The sequence below is a fragment of the Haemophilus sp. oral taxon 851 str. F0397 genome (genome assembly GCF_000242295.1).
Taxonomy (GTDB): Bacteria; Pseudomonadota; Gammaproteobacteria; order Enterobacterales; family Pasteurellaceae; genus Haemophilus.
The window spans coordinates 62,339-79,817 of the sequence record NZ_JH591079.1; the positions used below are offsets into that span (position 1 = coordinate 62,339).

General features: G+C 38.3%; 19 protein-coding genes. 3 read left to right on the top strand and 16 right to left on the bottom strand.

The window, feature by feature from the left end; translation table 11 throughout:
• Positions 1-17 precede the first annotated feature (17 nt).
• From HMPREF9096_RS04195 to HMPREF9096_RS04170, 6 genes are all read right to left on the bottom strand, one after another.
• Positions 18-971, bottom strand: a complete 954-nt coding sequence (locus HMPREF9096_RS04195; protein ID WP_009500518.1) for a YafY family protein — start codon at positions 969-971, stop codon at positions 18-20.
• A 64-nt stretch (positions 972-1,035) separates the two neighbouring features.
• Entirely contained in the window at positions 1,036-1,521 is a 486-nt protein-coding gene (locus tag HMPREF9096_RS04190; RefSeq protein ID WP_009500519.1) for a C40 family peptidase, read from the bottom strand.
• A gap of 52 nt (positions 1,522-1,573) precedes the next feature.
• Positions 1,574-1,864 carry an integration host factor subunit alpha gene (locus HMPREF9096_RS04185; protein ID WP_005628676.1) on the bottom strand — a complete coding sequence of 97 codons (291 nt, stop codon included), beginning with the start codon at positions 1,862-1,864 and terminating at the stop codon, positions 1,574-1,576.
• A gap of 1 nt (position 1,865) precedes the next feature.
• Positions 1,866-4,253, bottom strand: coding sequence for a phenylalanine--tRNA ligase subunit beta (pheT, locus tag HMPREF9096_RS04180; RefSeq protein WP_009500520.1), 2,388 nt, complete (start codon positions 4,251-4,253; stop codon positions 1,866-1,868).
• 33 nt (positions 4,254-4,286) lie between these two features.
• Positions 4,287-5,276: a phenylalanine--tRNA ligase subunit alpha gene (gene pheS, locus HMPREF9096_RS04175; protein ID WP_009500521.1), complete on the bottom strand. Its 990-nt coding sequence runs from the start codon at positions 5,274-5,276 to the stop codon at positions 4,287-4,289.
• A gap of 148 nt (positions 5,277-5,424) precedes the next feature.
• On the bottom strand, positions 5,425-6,102 hold the full coding sequence (locus tag HMPREF9096_RS04170; RefSeq protein WP_009500522.1) for a hypothetical protein: 678 nt from the start codon (positions 6,100-6,102) through the stop codon (positions 5,425-5,427).
• Positions 6,103-6,150: 48 nt separating this feature from the next.
• Between HMPREF9096_RS04170 and yfaE the strand changes: the two genes are divergently transcribed.
• The gene (yfaE, locus tag HMPREF9096_RS04165; protein WP_032803479.1) at positions 6,151-6,399 is read left to right on the top strand and encodes a class I ribonucleotide reductase maintenance protein YfaE; all 249 of its coding nucleotides are present in this window, start codon (positions 6,151-6,153) and stop codon (positions 6,397-6,399) included.
• Here yfaE and dapB read toward each other — a convergent pair.
• The 6 genes from dapB to ribE all read right to left on the bottom strand — a co-directional run bounded on the left by dapB (position 6,394) and on the right by ribE (position 10,304).
• The gene (gene dapB / locus HMPREF9096_RS04160) at positions 6,394-7,206 is read right to left on the bottom strand and encodes a 4-hydroxy-tetrahydrodipicolinate reductase (protein ID WP_009500524.1); all 813 of its coding nucleotides are present in this window, start codon (positions 7,204-7,206) and stop codon (positions 6,394-6,396) included. The two genes, yfaE and dapB, sit on opposite strands and share 6 nt — an antisense overlap.
• 16 nt (positions 7,207-7,222) lie before the next feature.
• Positions 7,223-7,852 (bottom strand): LysE family transporter, encoded by a 630-nt coding sequence (locus HMPREF9096_RS04155; protein WP_009500525.1) that lies wholly within the window; start codon positions 7,850-7,852, stop codon positions 7,223-7,225.
• The gene (locus tag HMPREF9096_RS04150; protein WP_009500526.1) at positions 7,852-8,343 is read right to left on the bottom strand and encodes a phosphatidylglycerophosphatase A; all 492 of its coding nucleotides are present in this window, start codon (positions 8,341-8,343) and stop codon (positions 7,852-7,854) included. The genes HMPREF9096_RS04155 and HMPREF9096_RS04150 overlap by 1 nt, the downstream gene beginning before the upstream one ends.
• On the bottom strand, positions 8,340-9,326 hold the full coding sequence (thiL, locus tag HMPREF9096_RS04145) for a thiamine-phosphate kinase (protein ID WP_009500527.1): 987 nt from the start codon (positions 9,324-9,326) through the stop codon (positions 8,340-8,342). Before thiL ends, HMPREF9096_RS04150 begins: the two co-directional genes overlap by 4 nt.
• A gap of 66 nt (positions 9,327-9,392) precedes the next feature.
• Positions 9,393-9,827: a transcription antitermination factor NusB gene (gene nusB / locus HMPREF9096_RS04140; RefSeq protein ID WP_005628659.1), complete on the bottom strand. Its 435-nt coding sequence runs from the start codon at positions 9,825-9,827 to the stop codon at positions 9,393-9,395.
• 3 nt (positions 9,828-9,830) lie between these two features.
• The gene (gene ribE, locus HMPREF9096_RS04135; RefSeq protein WP_005628657.1) at positions 9,831-10,304 is read right to left on the bottom strand and encodes a 6,7-dimethyl-8-ribityllumazine synthase; all 474 of its coding nucleotides are present in this window, start codon (positions 10,302-10,304) and stop codon (positions 9,831-9,833) included.
• Between the two features lie 226 nt (positions 10,305-10,530).
• On the opposite strand from ribE, the gene asnS reads away from it, so the two are divergent.
• Positions 10,531-11,934: an asparagine--tRNA ligase gene (gene asnS / locus HMPREF9096_RS04130; RefSeq protein ID WP_009500528.1), complete on the top strand. Its 1,404-nt coding sequence runs from the start codon at positions 10,531-10,533 to the stop codon at positions 11,932-11,934.
• A gap of 75 nt (positions 11,935-12,009) precedes the next feature.
• Positions 12,010-12,699 (top strand): carbonate dehydratase, encoded by a 690-nt coding sequence (can, locus tag HMPREF9096_RS04125; protein ID WP_032803425.1) that lies wholly within the window; start codon positions 12,010-12,012, stop codon positions 12,697-12,699.
• A gap of 27 nt (positions 12,700-12,726) precedes the next feature.
• Here can and HMPREF9096_RS04120 read toward each other — a convergent pair whose 3' ends face one another.
• The 4 genes from HMPREF9096_RS04120 to HMPREF9096_RS04105 form a co-directional block, all read right to left on the bottom strand.
• On the bottom strand, positions 12,727-14,670 hold the full coding sequence (locus tag HMPREF9096_RS04120) for an ABC transporter ATP-binding protein (protein WP_009500530.1): 1,944 nt from the start codon (positions 14,668-14,670) through the stop codon (positions 12,727-12,729).
• A gap of 93 nt (positions 14,671-14,763) precedes the next feature.
• Positions 14,764-16,119, bottom strand: a complete 1,356-nt coding sequence (locus HMPREF9096_RS04115) for an anti-phage deoxyguanosine triphosphatase (RefSeq protein WP_009500531.1) — start codon at positions 16,117-16,119, stop codon at positions 14,764-14,766.
• Between the two features lie 106 nt (positions 16,120-16,225).
• Positions 16,226-16,921 (bottom strand): CidB/LrgB family autolysis modulator, encoded by a 696-nt coding sequence (locus HMPREF9096_RS04110; RefSeq protein ID WP_005631777.1) that lies wholly within the window; start codon positions 16,919-16,921, stop codon positions 16,226-16,228.
• Between the two features lie 19 nt (positions 16,922-16,940).
• Positions 16,941-17,372: a CidA/LrgA family protein gene (locus tag HMPREF9096_RS04105; protein WP_005628643.1), complete on the bottom strand. Its 432-nt coding sequence runs from the start codon at positions 17,370-17,372 to the stop codon at positions 16,941-16,943.
• Between the last annotated feature and the right edge of the window lie 107 nt (positions 17,373-17,479).

The following is a 17,479-nucleotide window of genomic DNA, read 5'->3' on the forward strand; positions in this document are numbered from 1 at the left end:
AGCGACAATTTATGTCGTTATACTGTTTCTTCTAAATATACACGCTCAATTTCTTGATAATTTTCACCAAAGTGAGCTATCCACCATTCCAGCATTTGACTTTCGATCACAGTTGCTGAAATTTCATAATCATCTCCAGAATCTTTTACTGTTTGATCGGTTGATAATGGTGTTTCTGTTAAAAAGCCACCAATATCTTTATTAATGCGGAAAATTAACCGGATTTTTCGACCATAGGTAAAACCAAACTTTTGGCTTTCTACATAAGATTTCAAATTGAAATCAGGGCGTTCAAATATCATTGTACTCACTGTTACCTTAAGCAAGCGATGCAAAGCCAAGTGTAAAATATCGCCATTCTCATATTGTGCGACTAAATAGCTACTTGGTCCTTGTTGTACCAAAGCCAATGGCTTGACCTGTGCCTTATGTTCTTTACCGTGAATACTCCGATAATGCACCTGTAAAAATCGATTTTGATAAAGTGCGGTACTAATTTGAGAAAAAATTTCTGGATTGATTTTGGCAGGTAATAACGGCTGACTAGTGGGCGCAATAGCAACTTTATTAAGCCATTCAGCCCCTGATTTTTTATGGCTGTCATAAACCAAATTATATTCAGCCTGTTGAAAGAAAGCTTCCATTGAGCTCATAATACTAGAAGGCAAAATGCCATTGAGATATTGTTTAGCAAGCATAAGCACAAGTGATTGCTGTTCATTTAAAATCGGTAAATCCAAGCCTTTAGCATTTGATTTCCATCGATATCCATAAGGTTTATCACGCATATCACGTTCAATTTCAAACTGTTGAGATAAGCTTTCTAGCTGGCGTTGGATTGAACGAATATCACGTTGAACGCCAATATCAGCAAGTTTTTGTAAGATTTCTTCTGCAGTAATAAAACGTGTTTTCGGAATAAGGCGTAAAATTTCAAGTTGAATTTGAAGTGCGGTTAAGTTTGAGGACATTTTATCTCCCAAATTTGAAAAAAATCATTATAAAAAATGCTGGAAAATTCCAGCATTATACTTTTTAAATCCGTCTGACTTGCCAGAAGGCTTTCGACCAATAAGGGTTATTCATTGAAGAATAGACAACTCCCCCTTTGGTGGAAGCATGGAGGAATTTGTCTTCTTTTACATAAATTCCCACATGATAGCCATTAGGGCCTCGGCCGGTTTTAAAGAAAATTAAATCACCCGTTTGAATATCTTCTTTGCGCACATGTTTACCATAACTGGCTTGTTCAGTTGTACTTCTTGGCAAACGAAGATTAAAACGATCGAAGAAAGTTTTCTGCACAAAACCGGAACAATCTACGCCACGACGTGAAACACCGCCGAGCACATAAGGCGTTCCTGCCCATTCATGTTGTTGTTCGCTTAACATAGCTATAGCCATAATAGGATCGCCGATTTGACCTTTATAGTTCATCGCATAATCATCGTTTTGAAAACTGGAACAAGCGAATAAAAACAGCGAGGCAGTAGCGATTAAAAATAATTTATATACTTTCATACCTTTTCATATGAAAAGTGCGGTAGAAATTCACCGCACTTTTTGTTGCTTACTATTTAGTTTTTTCCACACGAGCACGTAACTTTTGCCCTGGTTTAAATGTCACCACTCGGCGAGCAGAAACCGGAACAACATCACCAGTTTTCGGGTTACGCCCTGGGCGAGACGACTTATCACGTAGTTCAAAATTACCAAATCCTGATAATTTCACATCATGACCAGATTCTAGCGATGAACGAATCTCTTCTAAAAAGTTCTCCACCACATTTTTTGTATCGTGTTTAGATAACTGATATTTATCACTTAAATATTCAATAATATCAATTTTGGTTATCGTAGCCATATTAATCCCTTAATTCAGCATTAAAGCGTTGTTTTACCTCCGCTAATACTGCTGAAATCACTGCATTAATTTCTTCATCTTCAAGTGTTTTTTCATTATCTTGGACAGTCAAGCTAATCGCTAAACTTTTATAGCCTTCAGCGACGCCCACACCTTGATATACATCGAACAAGTTCACTTGCACCAATTTTTCGCCGCCTGCTTGTTTACATGCTGCGATCAATTCCCCTGCTGGTACGCTATCTGCTACGACTAAAGCTAAATCACGACGGTTTGCTGGGAATTTAGAAATTTCTTTTGCTTGCACCACATTACGTGCCGCAATTGCATTCCAAAGAATTTCAAATACAAAAGTTTTGCCATTTAAGCCAAGTTTTTGGCTAATAGATGGATGAATTGCGCCAATAAAGCCAATTTCTTGACCATCTAATTCAATAGCAGCAGATTGTCCAGGGTGTAATGCATCAAATTGTTTTGCAACAAAACGAACTCTATTACCACCTTCTGTTAAAGAAAGTACCGATTCTAAATCGCCTTTAAGATCAAAGAAATCTACAGACTCTGCTTTACCAGCCCAATGTTCAGATTTTGCCGTTCCAGTAATTACCGCACTTAAAACAAATTCTTGACGCACGCCAAATTCAGCATTGGCATCTGGCACAAAGCGCAATCCAGTTTCAAATAAACGAACACGAGATTGTTGGCGATTTTGGTTATAAAGCACTGCACCTAATAAACCACTAATCAAAGACACTCGCATTGCTGACATTTCAACAGAAATTGGGTTTGGCAATACAAGTGCTTCTTGATGTGGATGTAATAAACTTTGAATTTTTGGATCTACAAAGCTATAAGTAATGGCTTCTTGATAATCTGCATCCACAAGTGCGGTCTTAATTCGAGCTAAATCTAAATCAGATTCTTTGTGCTCACGCATGCGGAGGTGCGCTAATGGCGCATTGTTTGGAATACTGTTATAACCATAAATACGCGCCACTTCCTCAATTAAATCTTCTTCGATTTCAATATCAAAACGCCAGCTTGCAGAAGTTACCGTCCAAATATCATTTGCATAAGTAACATCGAAACCAAGACGATGGAAAATTTCTGTTACGCTTTCTGTTTCAATATGATGACCTAAAAGTGCATCTAATTTACTACGGCAAAGTTGAACTTTATTGATTTTAGGAAGATGAGCTTCACTGCTTGCTTCACAAATCTCACCCGCTTCACCACCACAGATTTCAAGTAATAATGTGGTTGCGCGTTCCATAGCTTTACGGGCTAATTCAAAATCCACACCACGCTCAAAACGGTGTGATGCATCAGTATGTAAACCATATTGTCTTGCACGGCCAGCAATAGCTAATGGAGCGAAAAATGCGGATTCTAAAATGACATCTTTCGTTTCGCTATTCACGCCACTTGCAGCACCACCAAAGATCCCTGCCATTGCTAAAGGACCATTTTGGTCGGCAATTAATAAAGTATTTGATTGAAGTTTTGCCGTTGAGCCATCTAATAATACTAATTCTTCGCTCTCTTTTGCGAAGCGAACTTGAACAGGTTGTGCAACTTTAGCCGCATCAAACGCGTGCATTGGCTGACCAAGCTCAAGCAAAATATAGTTAGTAATATCAACAATAGGATCAATAGAACGAATACCACAACGACGCAATTTTTCTTGCATCCACATTGGCGATGCAGCCTTCACATTAACGTTTTTCACCACACGTAATAAATAACGCGGGCACGCTTCTGGCGCTTGTAAATCAATTTGAACTTTATCAGAAATTGTTGCTGGCACTGTTTCAAAGTGCGGTTGATTTACCGGCTGTTTATTTACCACGCCAATTTCACGCGCAATACCCGCAATGCTTAAACAATCCGCTCGGTTTGGCGTTAAGCTAATTTCGATGGCATTATCGTTTAAACCTAAATATTCACGTAAATCTGTACCGATTGGCGCATCAGCTGGCAATTCAATAATACCGTCAGCTTCAACATCAATACCTAATTCAGAAAATGAACAAAGCATTCCTTCTGATGGTTGACCGCGTAATTTCGTTTTCTTAATTTTGAAATCGCCCGGTAATATCGCACCTTCTGTTGCGCAAGCCACTTTTAAGCCTTGACGACAATTTGGTGCGCCACACACGATATCCAATAAACGATCACCGCCTACGTTCACTTTAGTTACACGTAATTTATCCGCATCTGGATGTTGTGCACATTCCACCACTTCACCCACAACGACACCATTAAATTTACCCGCAACGCTTTCCACGCCATCGACTTCTAAGCCAAGCATGGTAATTTGCTCGCATAATTGCTCGGTGGACACCGCAGGGTTCACCCATTCTCTTACCCACTGTTCACTAAATTTCATTTGTTGTTATCCTTTTAATTCAAATCCGAGAAATTACTTAAATTGTTTTAAGAAACGTAAGTCGTTTTCAAAGAACGCACGTAAATCTGTTACGTTATAACGTAACATTGTTAAACGCTCCACGCCCATTCCCACGGCAAAACCAGAATATTCATTCGGATCAATACCCACGTTACGTAACACATTTGGGTGCACCATCCCGCAGCCCAACACTTCTAACCATTTACCGTTTTTACCCATCACATCCACTTCTGCTGAAGGTTCAGTAAACGGGAAATAAGATGGACGGAAACGCACTTGTAAATCTTCTTCAAAGAAAGCACGTAAGAAATCGTGCAATAAACCTTTCAATTCTGTGAAATTTGCTTTTTTATCCACATAAAGCAATTCAATTTGGTGGAACATTGGCGTGTGCGTTTGATCGTAGTCATTACGATATACACGTCCTGGAGCCATAATGCGAATTGGTGGCTGCATTTTTTCCATAGTACGAATTTGCACGCCAGAAGTTTGAGTGCGAAGTAATAATTCTGGATTAAACCAAAAAGTATCGTGATCGGCACGTGCTGGGTGATGTTTAGGAATATTTAAAGCATCGAAGTTGTAATAATCACTTTCAATTTCTGGGCCATTTTCAACTGAAAAGCCAAGTTCTGAGAAAAACTTTGTTACGCGATTAATCGTCATGGTAACTGGGTGTAAGCCACCAGTTTCAACTTTGCGACCAGGTAAACTGACATCTACACGTTCTTTTTCTAATTTTGCGTTAAGTTCTGCCTGTTCCCACTCCGCTTTTTTTGCATTTAAAAATTCTAACGCAGCTTGTTTTGCTTCGTTAATTTTTGCGCCCATAGTCGGACGTTCTTCTGCTGACACATTACGCAATTCTTGCATTAATTGAGTAAAATGCCCTTTCTTACCAAAATATTCGACACGGATTTCATCCAAAGCCGTTAAACTTTTATCCTGAATGGATTCAATCGCTAATTTCGCTTTCTCGACAAGCTCGTTCAGATGTTGCATAGTTTCCCCTGCTTCTCTTTTCTCTATAAAATAAAAAACCGAGTAATGATAATACCAAGTACTTAAAAAGTAAAAGAATAATACGAAAAATCATTGGTTTATCAAAAATAAAAATGGAATAACGTTATCGCTATTCCATTTTTTCTTATTACCAACAAAATCGTTCATTCACAAAATTTTCTGACCGCTCTTTTTGCCATTTTTCTTTATTGTTTGGATTAGCAAAAAAATGTGCTTGTTCCTGTAAACGTTGAACTAATTTTTCTTCTGCTTCTTTTAACGCTTTTCTACGATCTGCAAATTTTGCGGACAATGCTGGTAAGAAAATAACTTCATAAGGATGCTTAATTGTCCATTTCACCGCATTTTCTGCAGCACGACTTTGTTTATCAAAATTGCAAAACGCATAAGCATTAACAAACTGCCCTACTACGTGGCTAAACCCTGTATTATCTTGCACTGTTTGTTTTGGTAAATCCAACACATAAAGTGCAGTGATCAAACGGTTTTGTCCACGATAAAACCAAATAACAGCTTCATCTCTTAAGCCAAAATCGTATGCCCGCGCGGCTAACGTGAACATCGTCATGGGTGAAATGCGAGCCGGATTTTCTTCTACAAATTTCACCGCACTTTCATAACCTTTTATCGTATTTTCACGTAGCATCGGATCAATTTCTTTATGTACAAATACATTTTCTGCTTTTCCATTTTCAGCAGAATAATAAGGTTTGATATAAACATCCACTGTCTTCACGGGTTCTTTGCTAATAGAACTACAAGCAGTAATAAAAAGTGCGGTTATAAAACACAGTATTTTTAACATATGGATTTTCCTTATATAATGCCCAACAAATTTCACTTCATTGTTATTATGAAAATTCGTCTAATCTACAGTAAAACCACATTAGAATTCAATAATGAAACAAGTTTACTTGATCATCTCGAGAAAAATAATATTCACCATGAATATCAATGCCGTAGTGGCTATTGTGGTTCTTGTCGTGTGAAGATAAAAAAAGGCAAGGTATCTTATAAAGATACGCCCCTTGCCTTTATTCAACCTGATGAAATTTTATTATGCTGCTGTCACGTAGAAAGTGACATTGAAATTGATTTATAAATTATTTAAATCTAATACATCGGTCATATCAAATAAGCCATTCGCCTTATTTTCTAACCATTTACCAGCTCGCACTGCGCCATTAGCGAAAGTCATACGACTTGATGCTTTATGGGAAATTTCTACACGCTCGCCAATATCAGCAAACCAAACAGTATGTTCCCCTACTACATCCGAAGCACGAATAGTAGAAAAACCAATTTCATCACGTTTACGTTCGCCTGTGATTCCTTCACGACAAAATACGCCGTGCGTTTTTAAATCACGACCTAAGGTTTTCGCGATATGTTCGCCCATAGAAAGTGCGGTGCCAGATGGCGCATCAACTTTATGACGGTGATGAGCTTCAATCACTTCAATATCGCAATAATTGCCCATCACTTTTGCTGCTTTTTCTAAAAGCTTGAAGACTAAATTCACGCCAACACTGAAATTTGATGCAAACACAATAGCAATTTTATCTGAAGCTGCTTTAATCGCCGCTTTACCATTTTCATCAAAACCTGTTGTACCGATCACCATTTTTTTATTATTCGCTACGCAAAATGCAATATGTTCAAGGGTGCCTTCTGGTCGAGTAAAATCGATTAATAAATCGAATTTATCTTTTTGGCTTTCAAGATCGTCTGAAACTGTTACACCAAGTTGACCAATTCCCGCCAATTCTCCCGCATCCGTCCCGACTAAAGATGATCCTTTGCGTTCAAACGCCGCACCTAGTTCTACACCTTCCGCAGAATGAACCGCTTGAATTAATTGACGCCCCATTCTTCCGCCAGAACCAGCGATTGCAATTTTTAATGTCATGTTACTTCCTTTTTTATTAATGAATGATTTCGTTGATGCCGCTATAAACCAGCACACAACCAAAAAATAAAAATACAATACCCGCCATATTATCAATATAACGGCTGTATTGACTGTATAAACGCTTGGCAATATTACGTGAAAAAATCAATGAAATCACATAAAAATAACAAAATGTTTCTACCACAATCACCATAAAAGCCAAGATAATTTGCCACATTTCAGTGATATTTACCAAGACAAGCGACATCACGCTACTAAAATACACCACGACTTTTGCATTGGATAAATTCACTAAAAGCCCTTTCACAATTTCTTTTTTGATCGTGGTTTGTTGATTGAATTCTGTTGTAGAGTGCGGTTCAAATTGAGCGTGTTTTTTACTGCGAGCCATTAAAAAACCGAGATATGCTAGGTAACTACCGCCTAGCAACATAATCACGCCATGTAATGCAGGAATAGTAACGAACAACACCGCCAATCCCAACATGGAAAGCATTGCCCAAAAGGCGATGCCAAGCGTTATGCCTAAAATGCCACAAACTGTATTACGACGAGAGTTACTTGCCGCCATCCGACTTACATAGAAAAAATCAGGCCCTGGCGTCATTAAGCCAAATAAATGTACAATGATTAAATTCAGCATCACAACATCCAATACTGAATAGCAAATACGACAATCACGGCATAAATTGCCGCTAATACATCATCGACAATAATGCCAAAACCACTTTCGAGTTTTTCGTCAAAATAACGAATTGGGAACGGTTTTAAAATATCGAAAAAGCGGAATAAAGCAAAAGCAGCCAAAATCCATTGCCAAGATAATGATGGGAGCGCCGCTAATACAATAAACACACCGACAAATTCATCCCAGACGATAGAACCATGATCGTGTACGCCCATATCTTCTGTGGTTTTTTGACAAAGGTAGCAACCGAGTAGAAAACAAAGTGCGGTGAAAATTAAAAAGGTTTTTACACCTAACAAAGAAAGCAAAATCACGCCTAAAATTGTTCCGGCCAAACTCCCCCACGTGCCCGGAGCAGGATGAATTAAGCCCGAGCCAAACCCAACGGCAAGCAAATGAATAGGGTTTAAAAGAGAGATTTTTTTAAGAGGATTATTTTCTGTCATTTTGATTCCTTAAAATGATCGAAACCACTTGAAAAAGTTATATTCACAGGTTTTCCATCCCGTAAAAAACGAGGAGAAAAGTCGCCGCACTTTTCAATGATTTTACCAATGCAAGTGCAAGGTACATTCAATTTTTTTAAGCGTAATTCTAATTCATTTTTATATTCGGGCGGTATGGTAAGACAAAGTTCATAATCTTCTCCACCACTTAAGGCAAATTGTTCCGCTTGAGTGCGATCATATTTATTTAAAATCGATGATGAAAGAGGTAAAGCTGTAAGTTCAACTTCTGCGCCACATTGACTTCGTTCAAGAATATGGCCTAAATCAGAGATTAACCCATCGGAAAGATCAATGGCTGCGTGGGCAATATCAATTAACGCCCGTCCAAGTTCAATTCTAGGTGTGGGTCTAAGATGACGTTGTTGCAGAAAAACATCATCAGAATCAACCGCACTTTTGCCCGATAAAATTTGTGTTAAACCTGCTGCGCTATCGCCTAATGTGCCAGAAACATAGATTAAATCGCCAACTTGCGCCTTATGCCGACAAATCGACTTACCTTTTTCGACAAAACCTTGTGCCGTAATCGTAATAGATAAGTTGCCTTTTGTGGTATCGCCACCAATTAATGTGACGTTGTATTGTTTTAACGTGTGCAATAAACTTTGGCTAAATGTTGAAAGCCAATTTTCATCTACGTTTGGCAAAGTTAATGCCAGAGAAACCCATTTGGGTTGTGCCCCCATTGCAGCAAGATCACTTAAATTTGTTGCAACGGCTTTGTAAGCTAAATCTTCGGGTGAAATGGTTGGTAAAAAATGCGTATTTTCTACCATTGTATCGGTCGTAATGGCAAGCTGATAATTCTCTGGCACGGAAACCAGCGCACAATCGTCGCCAATAGATAATTGAACGAAATCATCAACTAATATTTGTTGCTGAAAATATCGTTTAATTAAATCAAATTCACCCATTGCCATTTTTCACCTATCTTATAAAAGAAAAGGCACGCGTTAAAAACGCGCGCCATTTTCAGTTTAAAAGGATTATTTACGCCCTAATGCTGGTGCAATTTTATCAAGTACGCCATTGATATATTTATGGCTTTCATCTGCACCGAATACTTTTGCTACTTCAATCGCTTCATTGATAACCACTTTATATGGCACATCTAATTCAAAGCGTAATTCATAAACAGCCAAACGTAAAATTGCAGTTTCAATAGGATCAAGCTCATCAAAAGCGCGGTCAATATAAGGCGAAATTGAAAAATCAACGGTTTCAATATTTTCTACTGTTTGACGAAATAATTTACGGAAGTAAGGTTTATCTACCCCATCCATATCTTGATCTAACACAAAGGCTAATTCAACTTGTTCTGCAGTATTGCCGGATACTGCCCAAGAATACAAGGCTTGAACGGTACATTCACGCGCACGACGACGAGCAGAAGGCTTTTTCACTTGTTTTTGTTCTGTCATGATTTATGCCGCATCAATTTGTTGAATAAGATTAACCATTTCAAGTGCGGTTAAGGCTGCTTCTGCACCTTTATTACCCGCTTTAGTACCAGCACGTTCAATTGCTTGTTCAATATTTTCTGTGGTTAATACCCCAAAAGCGACAGGGATCTCAGCGTCCATTGCAACTTTTCCTAAACCGCTGCTTGCTTCCCCTGCTACATATTCAAAGTGCGCAGTACCACCACGGATAACTGTACCTAATGCTACAATCGCATCAAATTTTTTACTTTCTGCTAAACGACGAGCAACTAATGGCAACTCATACGCACCCGGAGCACGCACGATAGTGATATTTTCATCTTTCACTTGGCCGATACGTTTTAATGCATCAATTGCGCCTTCTAATAAACTTTCATTAATAAAACTGTTAAAACGAGCAATTGCTACTGCAACTTTTGCATTAGGTGCTGCGACTGAGCCTTCTAAAACTTTCATATTTTTTCCTATTATTAGCCATAATGATTTTGGCCCGAGATTTTAGCATAAAATCGCGTATATTCAATATTAATAAGGCTTTACCCTATTTTATTTGGGACACATTTTTAAGGCTATTTTATTGTTCATAACCCGCACCAACACTATATTTTTATGGAAAATTTCCTTCATTAAGGTAAACTATCGGCAATTTTATGTGAATTACATTCAGTTACAGAGGTTTAATATGTCTAAAGTGGCATCAATTGTTGATGTATTACAAGGGAAAGTGACGATTGGTGAAACCGTCACTGTGCGTGGTTGGGTGCGTACCCGTCGCGATTCTAAAGCTGGCTTATCTTTCTTAGCGGTTTATGACGGTTCTTGCTTTGATCCAATTCAAGCGATTATTAATAACGATATTGAAAATTACGAAAGCGAAATTTTGCGTTTAACAACTGGCTGTTCTGTGATTGTAACAGGTAAAGTTGTTGAATCACCTGCAGAAGGACAAGCGGTTGAATTACAAGCAGAAAAAGTAGAAGTGACAGGGTTTGTTGAAGATCCTGATACTTACCCAATGGCAGCAAAACGCCACTCTATTGAATATTTACGCGAAGTAGCTCACTTACGCCCTCGTACCAATATTATTGGTGCAGTCGCACGTGTTCGCCATTGCTTATCTCAAGCAATTCACCGTTTCTTCCATGAGCAAGGTTTCTACTGGGTAGCAACCCCATTAATTACTGCATCAGATACTGAAGGTGCGGGTGAAATGTTCCGTGTTTCTACACTTGATTTAGAAAATCTTCCACGTGATGAAAATGGAAAAGTAGATTTCAGCCAAGATTTCTTCGGAAAAGAATCATTTTTAACGGTTTCAGGTCAGTTAAACGGTGAAACCTATGCTTGTGCATTAAGCAAAATTTATACTTTCGGTCCAACATTCCGTGCAGAAAACTCGAATACTACCCGTCACTTAGCTGAATTCTGGATGGTTGAACCTGAAGTTGCATTTGCAACGTTAGCGGATAATGCAAAACTTGCAGAAGATATGTTGAAATACGTATTCCGTGCAGTATTGGCTGAGCGTAAAGACGACTTACAATTCTTTGAAAAACACATAGATAAAGATGTTATTACGCGTTTAGAAAACTTTGTAAACTCAGATTTTGCGCAAATTGACTATACCGATGCCATTGATGTGTTATTAAAATCTGGTAAGAAATTTGAATTCCCTGTTTCTTGGGGTATCGATCTTTCTTCTGAACACGAACGTTTCTTAGCGGAAGAATATTTTAAATCACCAGTTGTTGTGAAAAACTATCCAAAAGACATTAAAGCATTCTATATGCGTTTAAATGATGATGGGAAAACTGTGGCCGCAATGGACGTGTTAGCACCTGGAATTGGTGAAATTATCGGTGGTTCACAACGTGAAGAACGTTTAGACGTGCTTGATAAACGCATGGAAGAAATGGGATTAAATCCAGATGATTATTGGTGGTATCGCGATCTTCGTAAATATGGTAGCGTTCCACATTCTGGTTTTGGTCTTGGTTTTGAACGCTTAATCGTCTATGTGACTGGCGTACAAAATATTCGTGATGTGATTCCATTCCCACGCGCACCAAGAAATGCGAATTTCTAATTCAATTTCACTTTAATATTGACCGCACTTACGCCAAAGTGCGGTCAATTTTTTCAGAATTTTAAGGAAAGTAAAATGGATAAAATTAAACAACTCTTTGCCAACAATTACAGTTGGGCACAAAGAATGAAGGAAGAAAATTCAACTTACTTCAAAGAGCTAGCGGATCATCAAACGCCACATTACCTTTGGATTGGTTGCTCTGATAGCCGAGTACCCGCTGAGAAATTGACGAATCTTGAACCAGGTGAATTATTTGTTCACCGTAATGTTGCTAACCAAGTAATTCACACAGATTTTAATTGCCTTTCTGTTGTGCAATATGCCGTCGATGTGCTTAAAATTGAACATATTATTATCTGTGGCCACACCAATTGTGGTGGTATTCATGCTGCTATGACAGATAAAGATTTAGGGCTTATCAACAACTGGCTTCTTCATATTCGTGATATTTGGTTTAAACACGGTCATCTTCTCGGTAAACTTTCTCCAGAAAAACGTGCAGATATGTTGACTAAAATTAACGTGGCGGAACAAGTTTATAATCTTGGGCGCACTTCAATTGTCAAAAGTGCTTGGGAACGCGGACAAAAACTCTCATTACACGGCTGGGTATATGATGTAAATGATGGATTTTTAGTGGATCAAGGCGTAATGGCAACCAGTAGAGAAACCCTTGAAATTTCTTACCGTAATGCTATCTCCCGTTTATCAACGCTTGATGAAGAAAGCATTTTGAAAAAAGATCATCTTGAAAATGTATAAAGAAAACGCCCTTTCGGGCGTTATTTTTTAAGCTTTACCTTCAGCCAAATTTTTCTTTTCTTCCAATTCTTCCCAGCGTAAAAATGCTGTTTCTAATTCGGCTTCAGTATCCGCCAATGCTTTTAATTTAGCGTCGGTAATATCATGAGTCTGTTGGAAAAATGCTGGATCGGCTATTTCAGCTTGCAGTGCGGTAATTTTAGTTTCTAATTCTTCCAAAAGTTGTGGCAGCTGTTCTAACTCACGTTGTTCTTTATAAGAAAGTTTCACTGATTTCGGCTTAGAAGTGCGGTCATTTTTCACCGAACTTTCTTCTTTTAGTGGTTCAGTTTTCTTCGCTTTAGCCTGTTCTTCCACTGCTTTGCTTGCCCAGAAATTGGCTTGTTGCTGTTTTGCATCAAAGAATCCACCCACATACTTATTCAAACGCCCTTCACCTTCGAATAAATAACATTCTGTCGCAGTATTATCGATAAATTGACGGTCATGACTCACAATTAACAATGTGCCCTGATAATCAGTCAAAATTTCTTCTAAAAGCTCCAATGTTTCTACATCGAGGTCATTGGTTGGTTCGTCAAGAATCAATAAATTATTTGGTTTGAGTAACAATTTTGCAAGCAATAAACGATTGCGTTCTCCCCCCGATAAGGCTTTAACTGGCGTCATTGCTCGTTTTGGCGGGAACAAGAAATCTTGCAAATACCCTAGCACATGGCGTTTTACACCATTGACTTCAATATCTTGTTTGCCATCCGCCACATTATCCATTACGGTTTTTTCAGGATCTAAATCAGCACGATATTGGTCAAAATAAGCAATCTCTAATTTGGTACCACAACGAATTTTTCCTGATGTTGGCTGAATTTCACCCAACAATAATTTAATAAACGTGGTTTTCCCACAGCCATTTGGCCCAACAAGCGCAATTTTGTCTCCACGTAAAATCGTTGTTGAAAAATCTTTTAACAAAGTTTTTCCTGCGATTTCGTAACTCACATCTTCCATTTCAAAGACAATTTTGCCTGAACGGCTTGAGGTATCTAATTGTAATTTGGCCGTTCCCATTACTTCACGGCGTTGTCGGCGTTCCTCACGCATCGCTTTTAATGCACGCACTCGCCCTTCATTTCTTGTACGGCGAGCCTTGATACCTTGGCGAATCCACACTTCTTCCTGTGCAAGACGTTTATCAAATAATTCATTCTGCAAGGCTTCAACGCGTAGATTTTCTTCTTTCGTGCTTAAATATAAATCGTAATTGCCTGGATAAGACACTAATTGGCCGCGATCTAAATCCACAATCCGTGTTGCCATTTTGCGAATAAAAGAACGGTCATGGGAAATAAATACAATGCTACCTTGAAAATCTAGTAAGAAATTTTCCAACCATTCAATAGCTTCCACATCTAAGTGGTTGGTTGGTTCATCAAGTAATAACACATCAGGATCGCACACCAATGCGCGTGCTAGTGCCGCTTTGCGCAACCAACCGCCCGAAAGTGCGGATAATTTTATGTTTGGATTTAAGCCCAGTTTTAACAACACTTCATTGATTTTATTTTCAAATCGCCAGCCATCAGCGTGTTCTAATTTAGCCTGAACTTGCTCTAATTGACTTAAAATTTGATCACTATAATTTTCTTCCAATTGAACAGAAATATGATGATATTCTTTCAATAAATCCGTTAAATGCCCGACACCTTCCGCGACATAATCAAAAATATTGCCTTGCGCATTACGCGGTGGGTCTTGCTCTAAACGAGAAACCACAAGATCTTTTTCGTATTGGATTTTGCCATCATCCATGAGCACATCGCCTGCGATGATTTTCAATAAAGTTGATTTACCTGCGCCGTTACGCCCAACTAAACAAACGCGTTCATTCGGTTCGATATGTAGTTCTGCGTGATCTAACAAAGGTGCATCACTAAAGGAAAGATATCCATTGGTTAAACTAATTAATGCCACAACTGCCCCATAAAAATTCAGTGAAAATTAACCGCACTATTCTATACGGTTTGCATAAAAAATCCCATCAATTCGATGGGATTCGCTCTTAAATCAAAGTTGTTGATATACCCGCAATGCGTGTGCATCCGACATGCCTGCAATATAATCGCAAATAATCCGCTTCTTCCCATCTTCTGGTGCATGACGCCAACGATTGGCGGTATTTCTTGGTAATAAACGCTCAGGATCAGATTCAAAAATCTGGAACATTTCTGTCAACATTCTCTGCCCTTTATATTCGATTCGTTGAGTATCCACATTGCGAATAACATAATCCCAAACGAATTTTTTAAATACACCAAGTGCAGCAATCACTTCAGGTGGCAACTCTGCGTTATAACGTAACAAAGGTTCATCAAAATTTGTCGTTAATTTCCACCGCACATTAGTAATAAAAAAGTTCACCAATGCGCCAATCGCTTGTTTGCGCTCAAAATGTTTATCAGAGAAAAGTCGTTGGCTAATTGAATCAATCTTTTCATGCAACCAAGCTGACGGAATTTGTTTTAATTCGGAATGTGCCACTTGCCATTGATGAGGATTTACCACGCCAGTTACAATCGCATCCTCTAAATCATGTACGCCATAGGCAATATCATCCGCCAATTCCATAATGCTGCAATCCAGAGATTTAAAACGAGTATGTAAAGATTCAGCTGGATTTTCCCGCACTTTTTTAAATTGACAGAATAAAGAGCGGTCATTTTCAGAAAGATTCTCCAGCAACCAATTAAACATTTTTAAATCATCGCGGAAAATGCCTTTTCCTGGAATCCAATCATGAATACGCACAAAACGCGGATCAATATTGCGAGAAAAATTAAGTTCTGAATACTGAGGCGAGGCCACATCTAACAACGCAGGATATTTCACTATACCCAATAGTGTTCGGCGCGTTAAATTCATCCCTGCATTTTCAGTGTAAGGCTCAAGTTTCGTTAAAATTCTAAAGGTTTGTGCATTGCCTTCAAAACCGCCCTGCTCTGCCATCATATAATTCAATGCCGTTTCGCCACCATGCCCAAAAGGTGGATGTCCAATATCATGCGCAAAACACAAACTCTCAATAAGATCGTTACTTGGCAATAAAGGTTTTAATTGTTTTTGCAACTCGTTTTTATCAATATTTAATGTTTGCGAAAGGCTTTCAAAGGTTTCTACAAATTTCAACTGAGCAACAAGACTACTGCCAATCTGAGCCACTTCCAAAGAATGGGTTAAGCGAGTGCGATAAAAATCATTTTCGCCAATTGCGTGTATTTGGGTTTTCGCTTGTAAGCAACGAAAGGCGGCAGAATGTAAAATTCGCCCACGATCGCGACGAAATGGTGGACGATTATCTTTTTCGCGTGGAGGATCGGGTAGAAAACGTTCTGTCCAAGAAGAATTAACAGTAAGTAATTTCATATCGCTTTGTTTTATTTAGTTTTTCTGCATTATCTAATCATTCAGCGTAAAAAACAACCGCACTTTATCTAGAATGAATAAAGTACGGCTGAATTTTTATTGATATTTAAACAAAGAAATAAATGAGCTTAAACACAAATGGCGCGAGAATAGAGCTAATAATCCCACAAAGCACGAGAGAAATAGAACTGTAACTGCCTGCAGTTGGATTGGTTTCCATACAGCTGACTGTGCCAAGTGCATGAGATACCGCCCCGACAGATAATCCAATCGCTTCTTGATGTTTAACACGTAATTTTTTCAACACTAAATAACCAAATACAGAGCCTTGCAAGCCAGCAACAACAACCCCAACTGCAGTGACAGCAGGGATTCCCCCTAGATTATGCGAAACTTCCATCGCGATTGGTGTCGTGATTGATTTTGGTAATACCGTCGCCACCATTTCAGGTGATGCACCAAGTATGAGTGCTAATACCGCCCCGCTTAGCATCGAGAAAAAAGATGCGATCACCACAATAGATAAAATAATCTTCCATTGTTTAGCAATTTGGCGAAGTTGTTCATAAAGAGGTAATGCAAGAGCAACAATACTCAAGCCAAGTAAATTATTAATAGGCGCATTTCCTGCCATATAATCATCATAAGGAATCTTACCTATCACTAAAATCACAACCAAAATTAATACCGTTAAAATAAAAGTATTAAAAATCATTGATTTCCAGCGTTTGCTAATTTGTAGTGCGAGCCAAAATCCGAAAATAGTCAAAAATGTATAAAGATAAATAATGTACTGCTGCATATAAAACTTTCCCACTATATTAAGCTGATTCATTCATTTGTTTAGCTTGGTTTTCACGGCGTTTAATAACTTTTTTACGCTTGTGTGTAAAAGATTGTAAATGGAATAAATGATTCCCTAACAACCCCATGACGACCAAAGTTACGCAAGTGCTGACAACATTAGGAATCAATAAAATATTCACTTGTTCTATTAATAAATCTGAATATTTAATGATTCCAACACTTACCGGCACAAAAAGCACCGCCATAAAACGAATCAATAAGCTCGCGCCTAAATAAATCCAATCTAAATGAATTAATCGTGTCGTTAAACCTAAAAAGAGCAATAACAATCCCCAAATACTCCCTGGTACACCGGCTGGCACATAATGAGCAATAAGATTTCCGAGATATAACATAATGTACAAAATGACCAACGAACGGGCCAATAAAAATGATTTTTGAATCATATACAACCTTTTTTTCAACTTTTCTCATAATGTTTCAAAATTATTTTACGCTTTTTTTTTCTGAATTGACCAGTTTTTTTCGGTAAAATAACTAGACTTAGATCAAG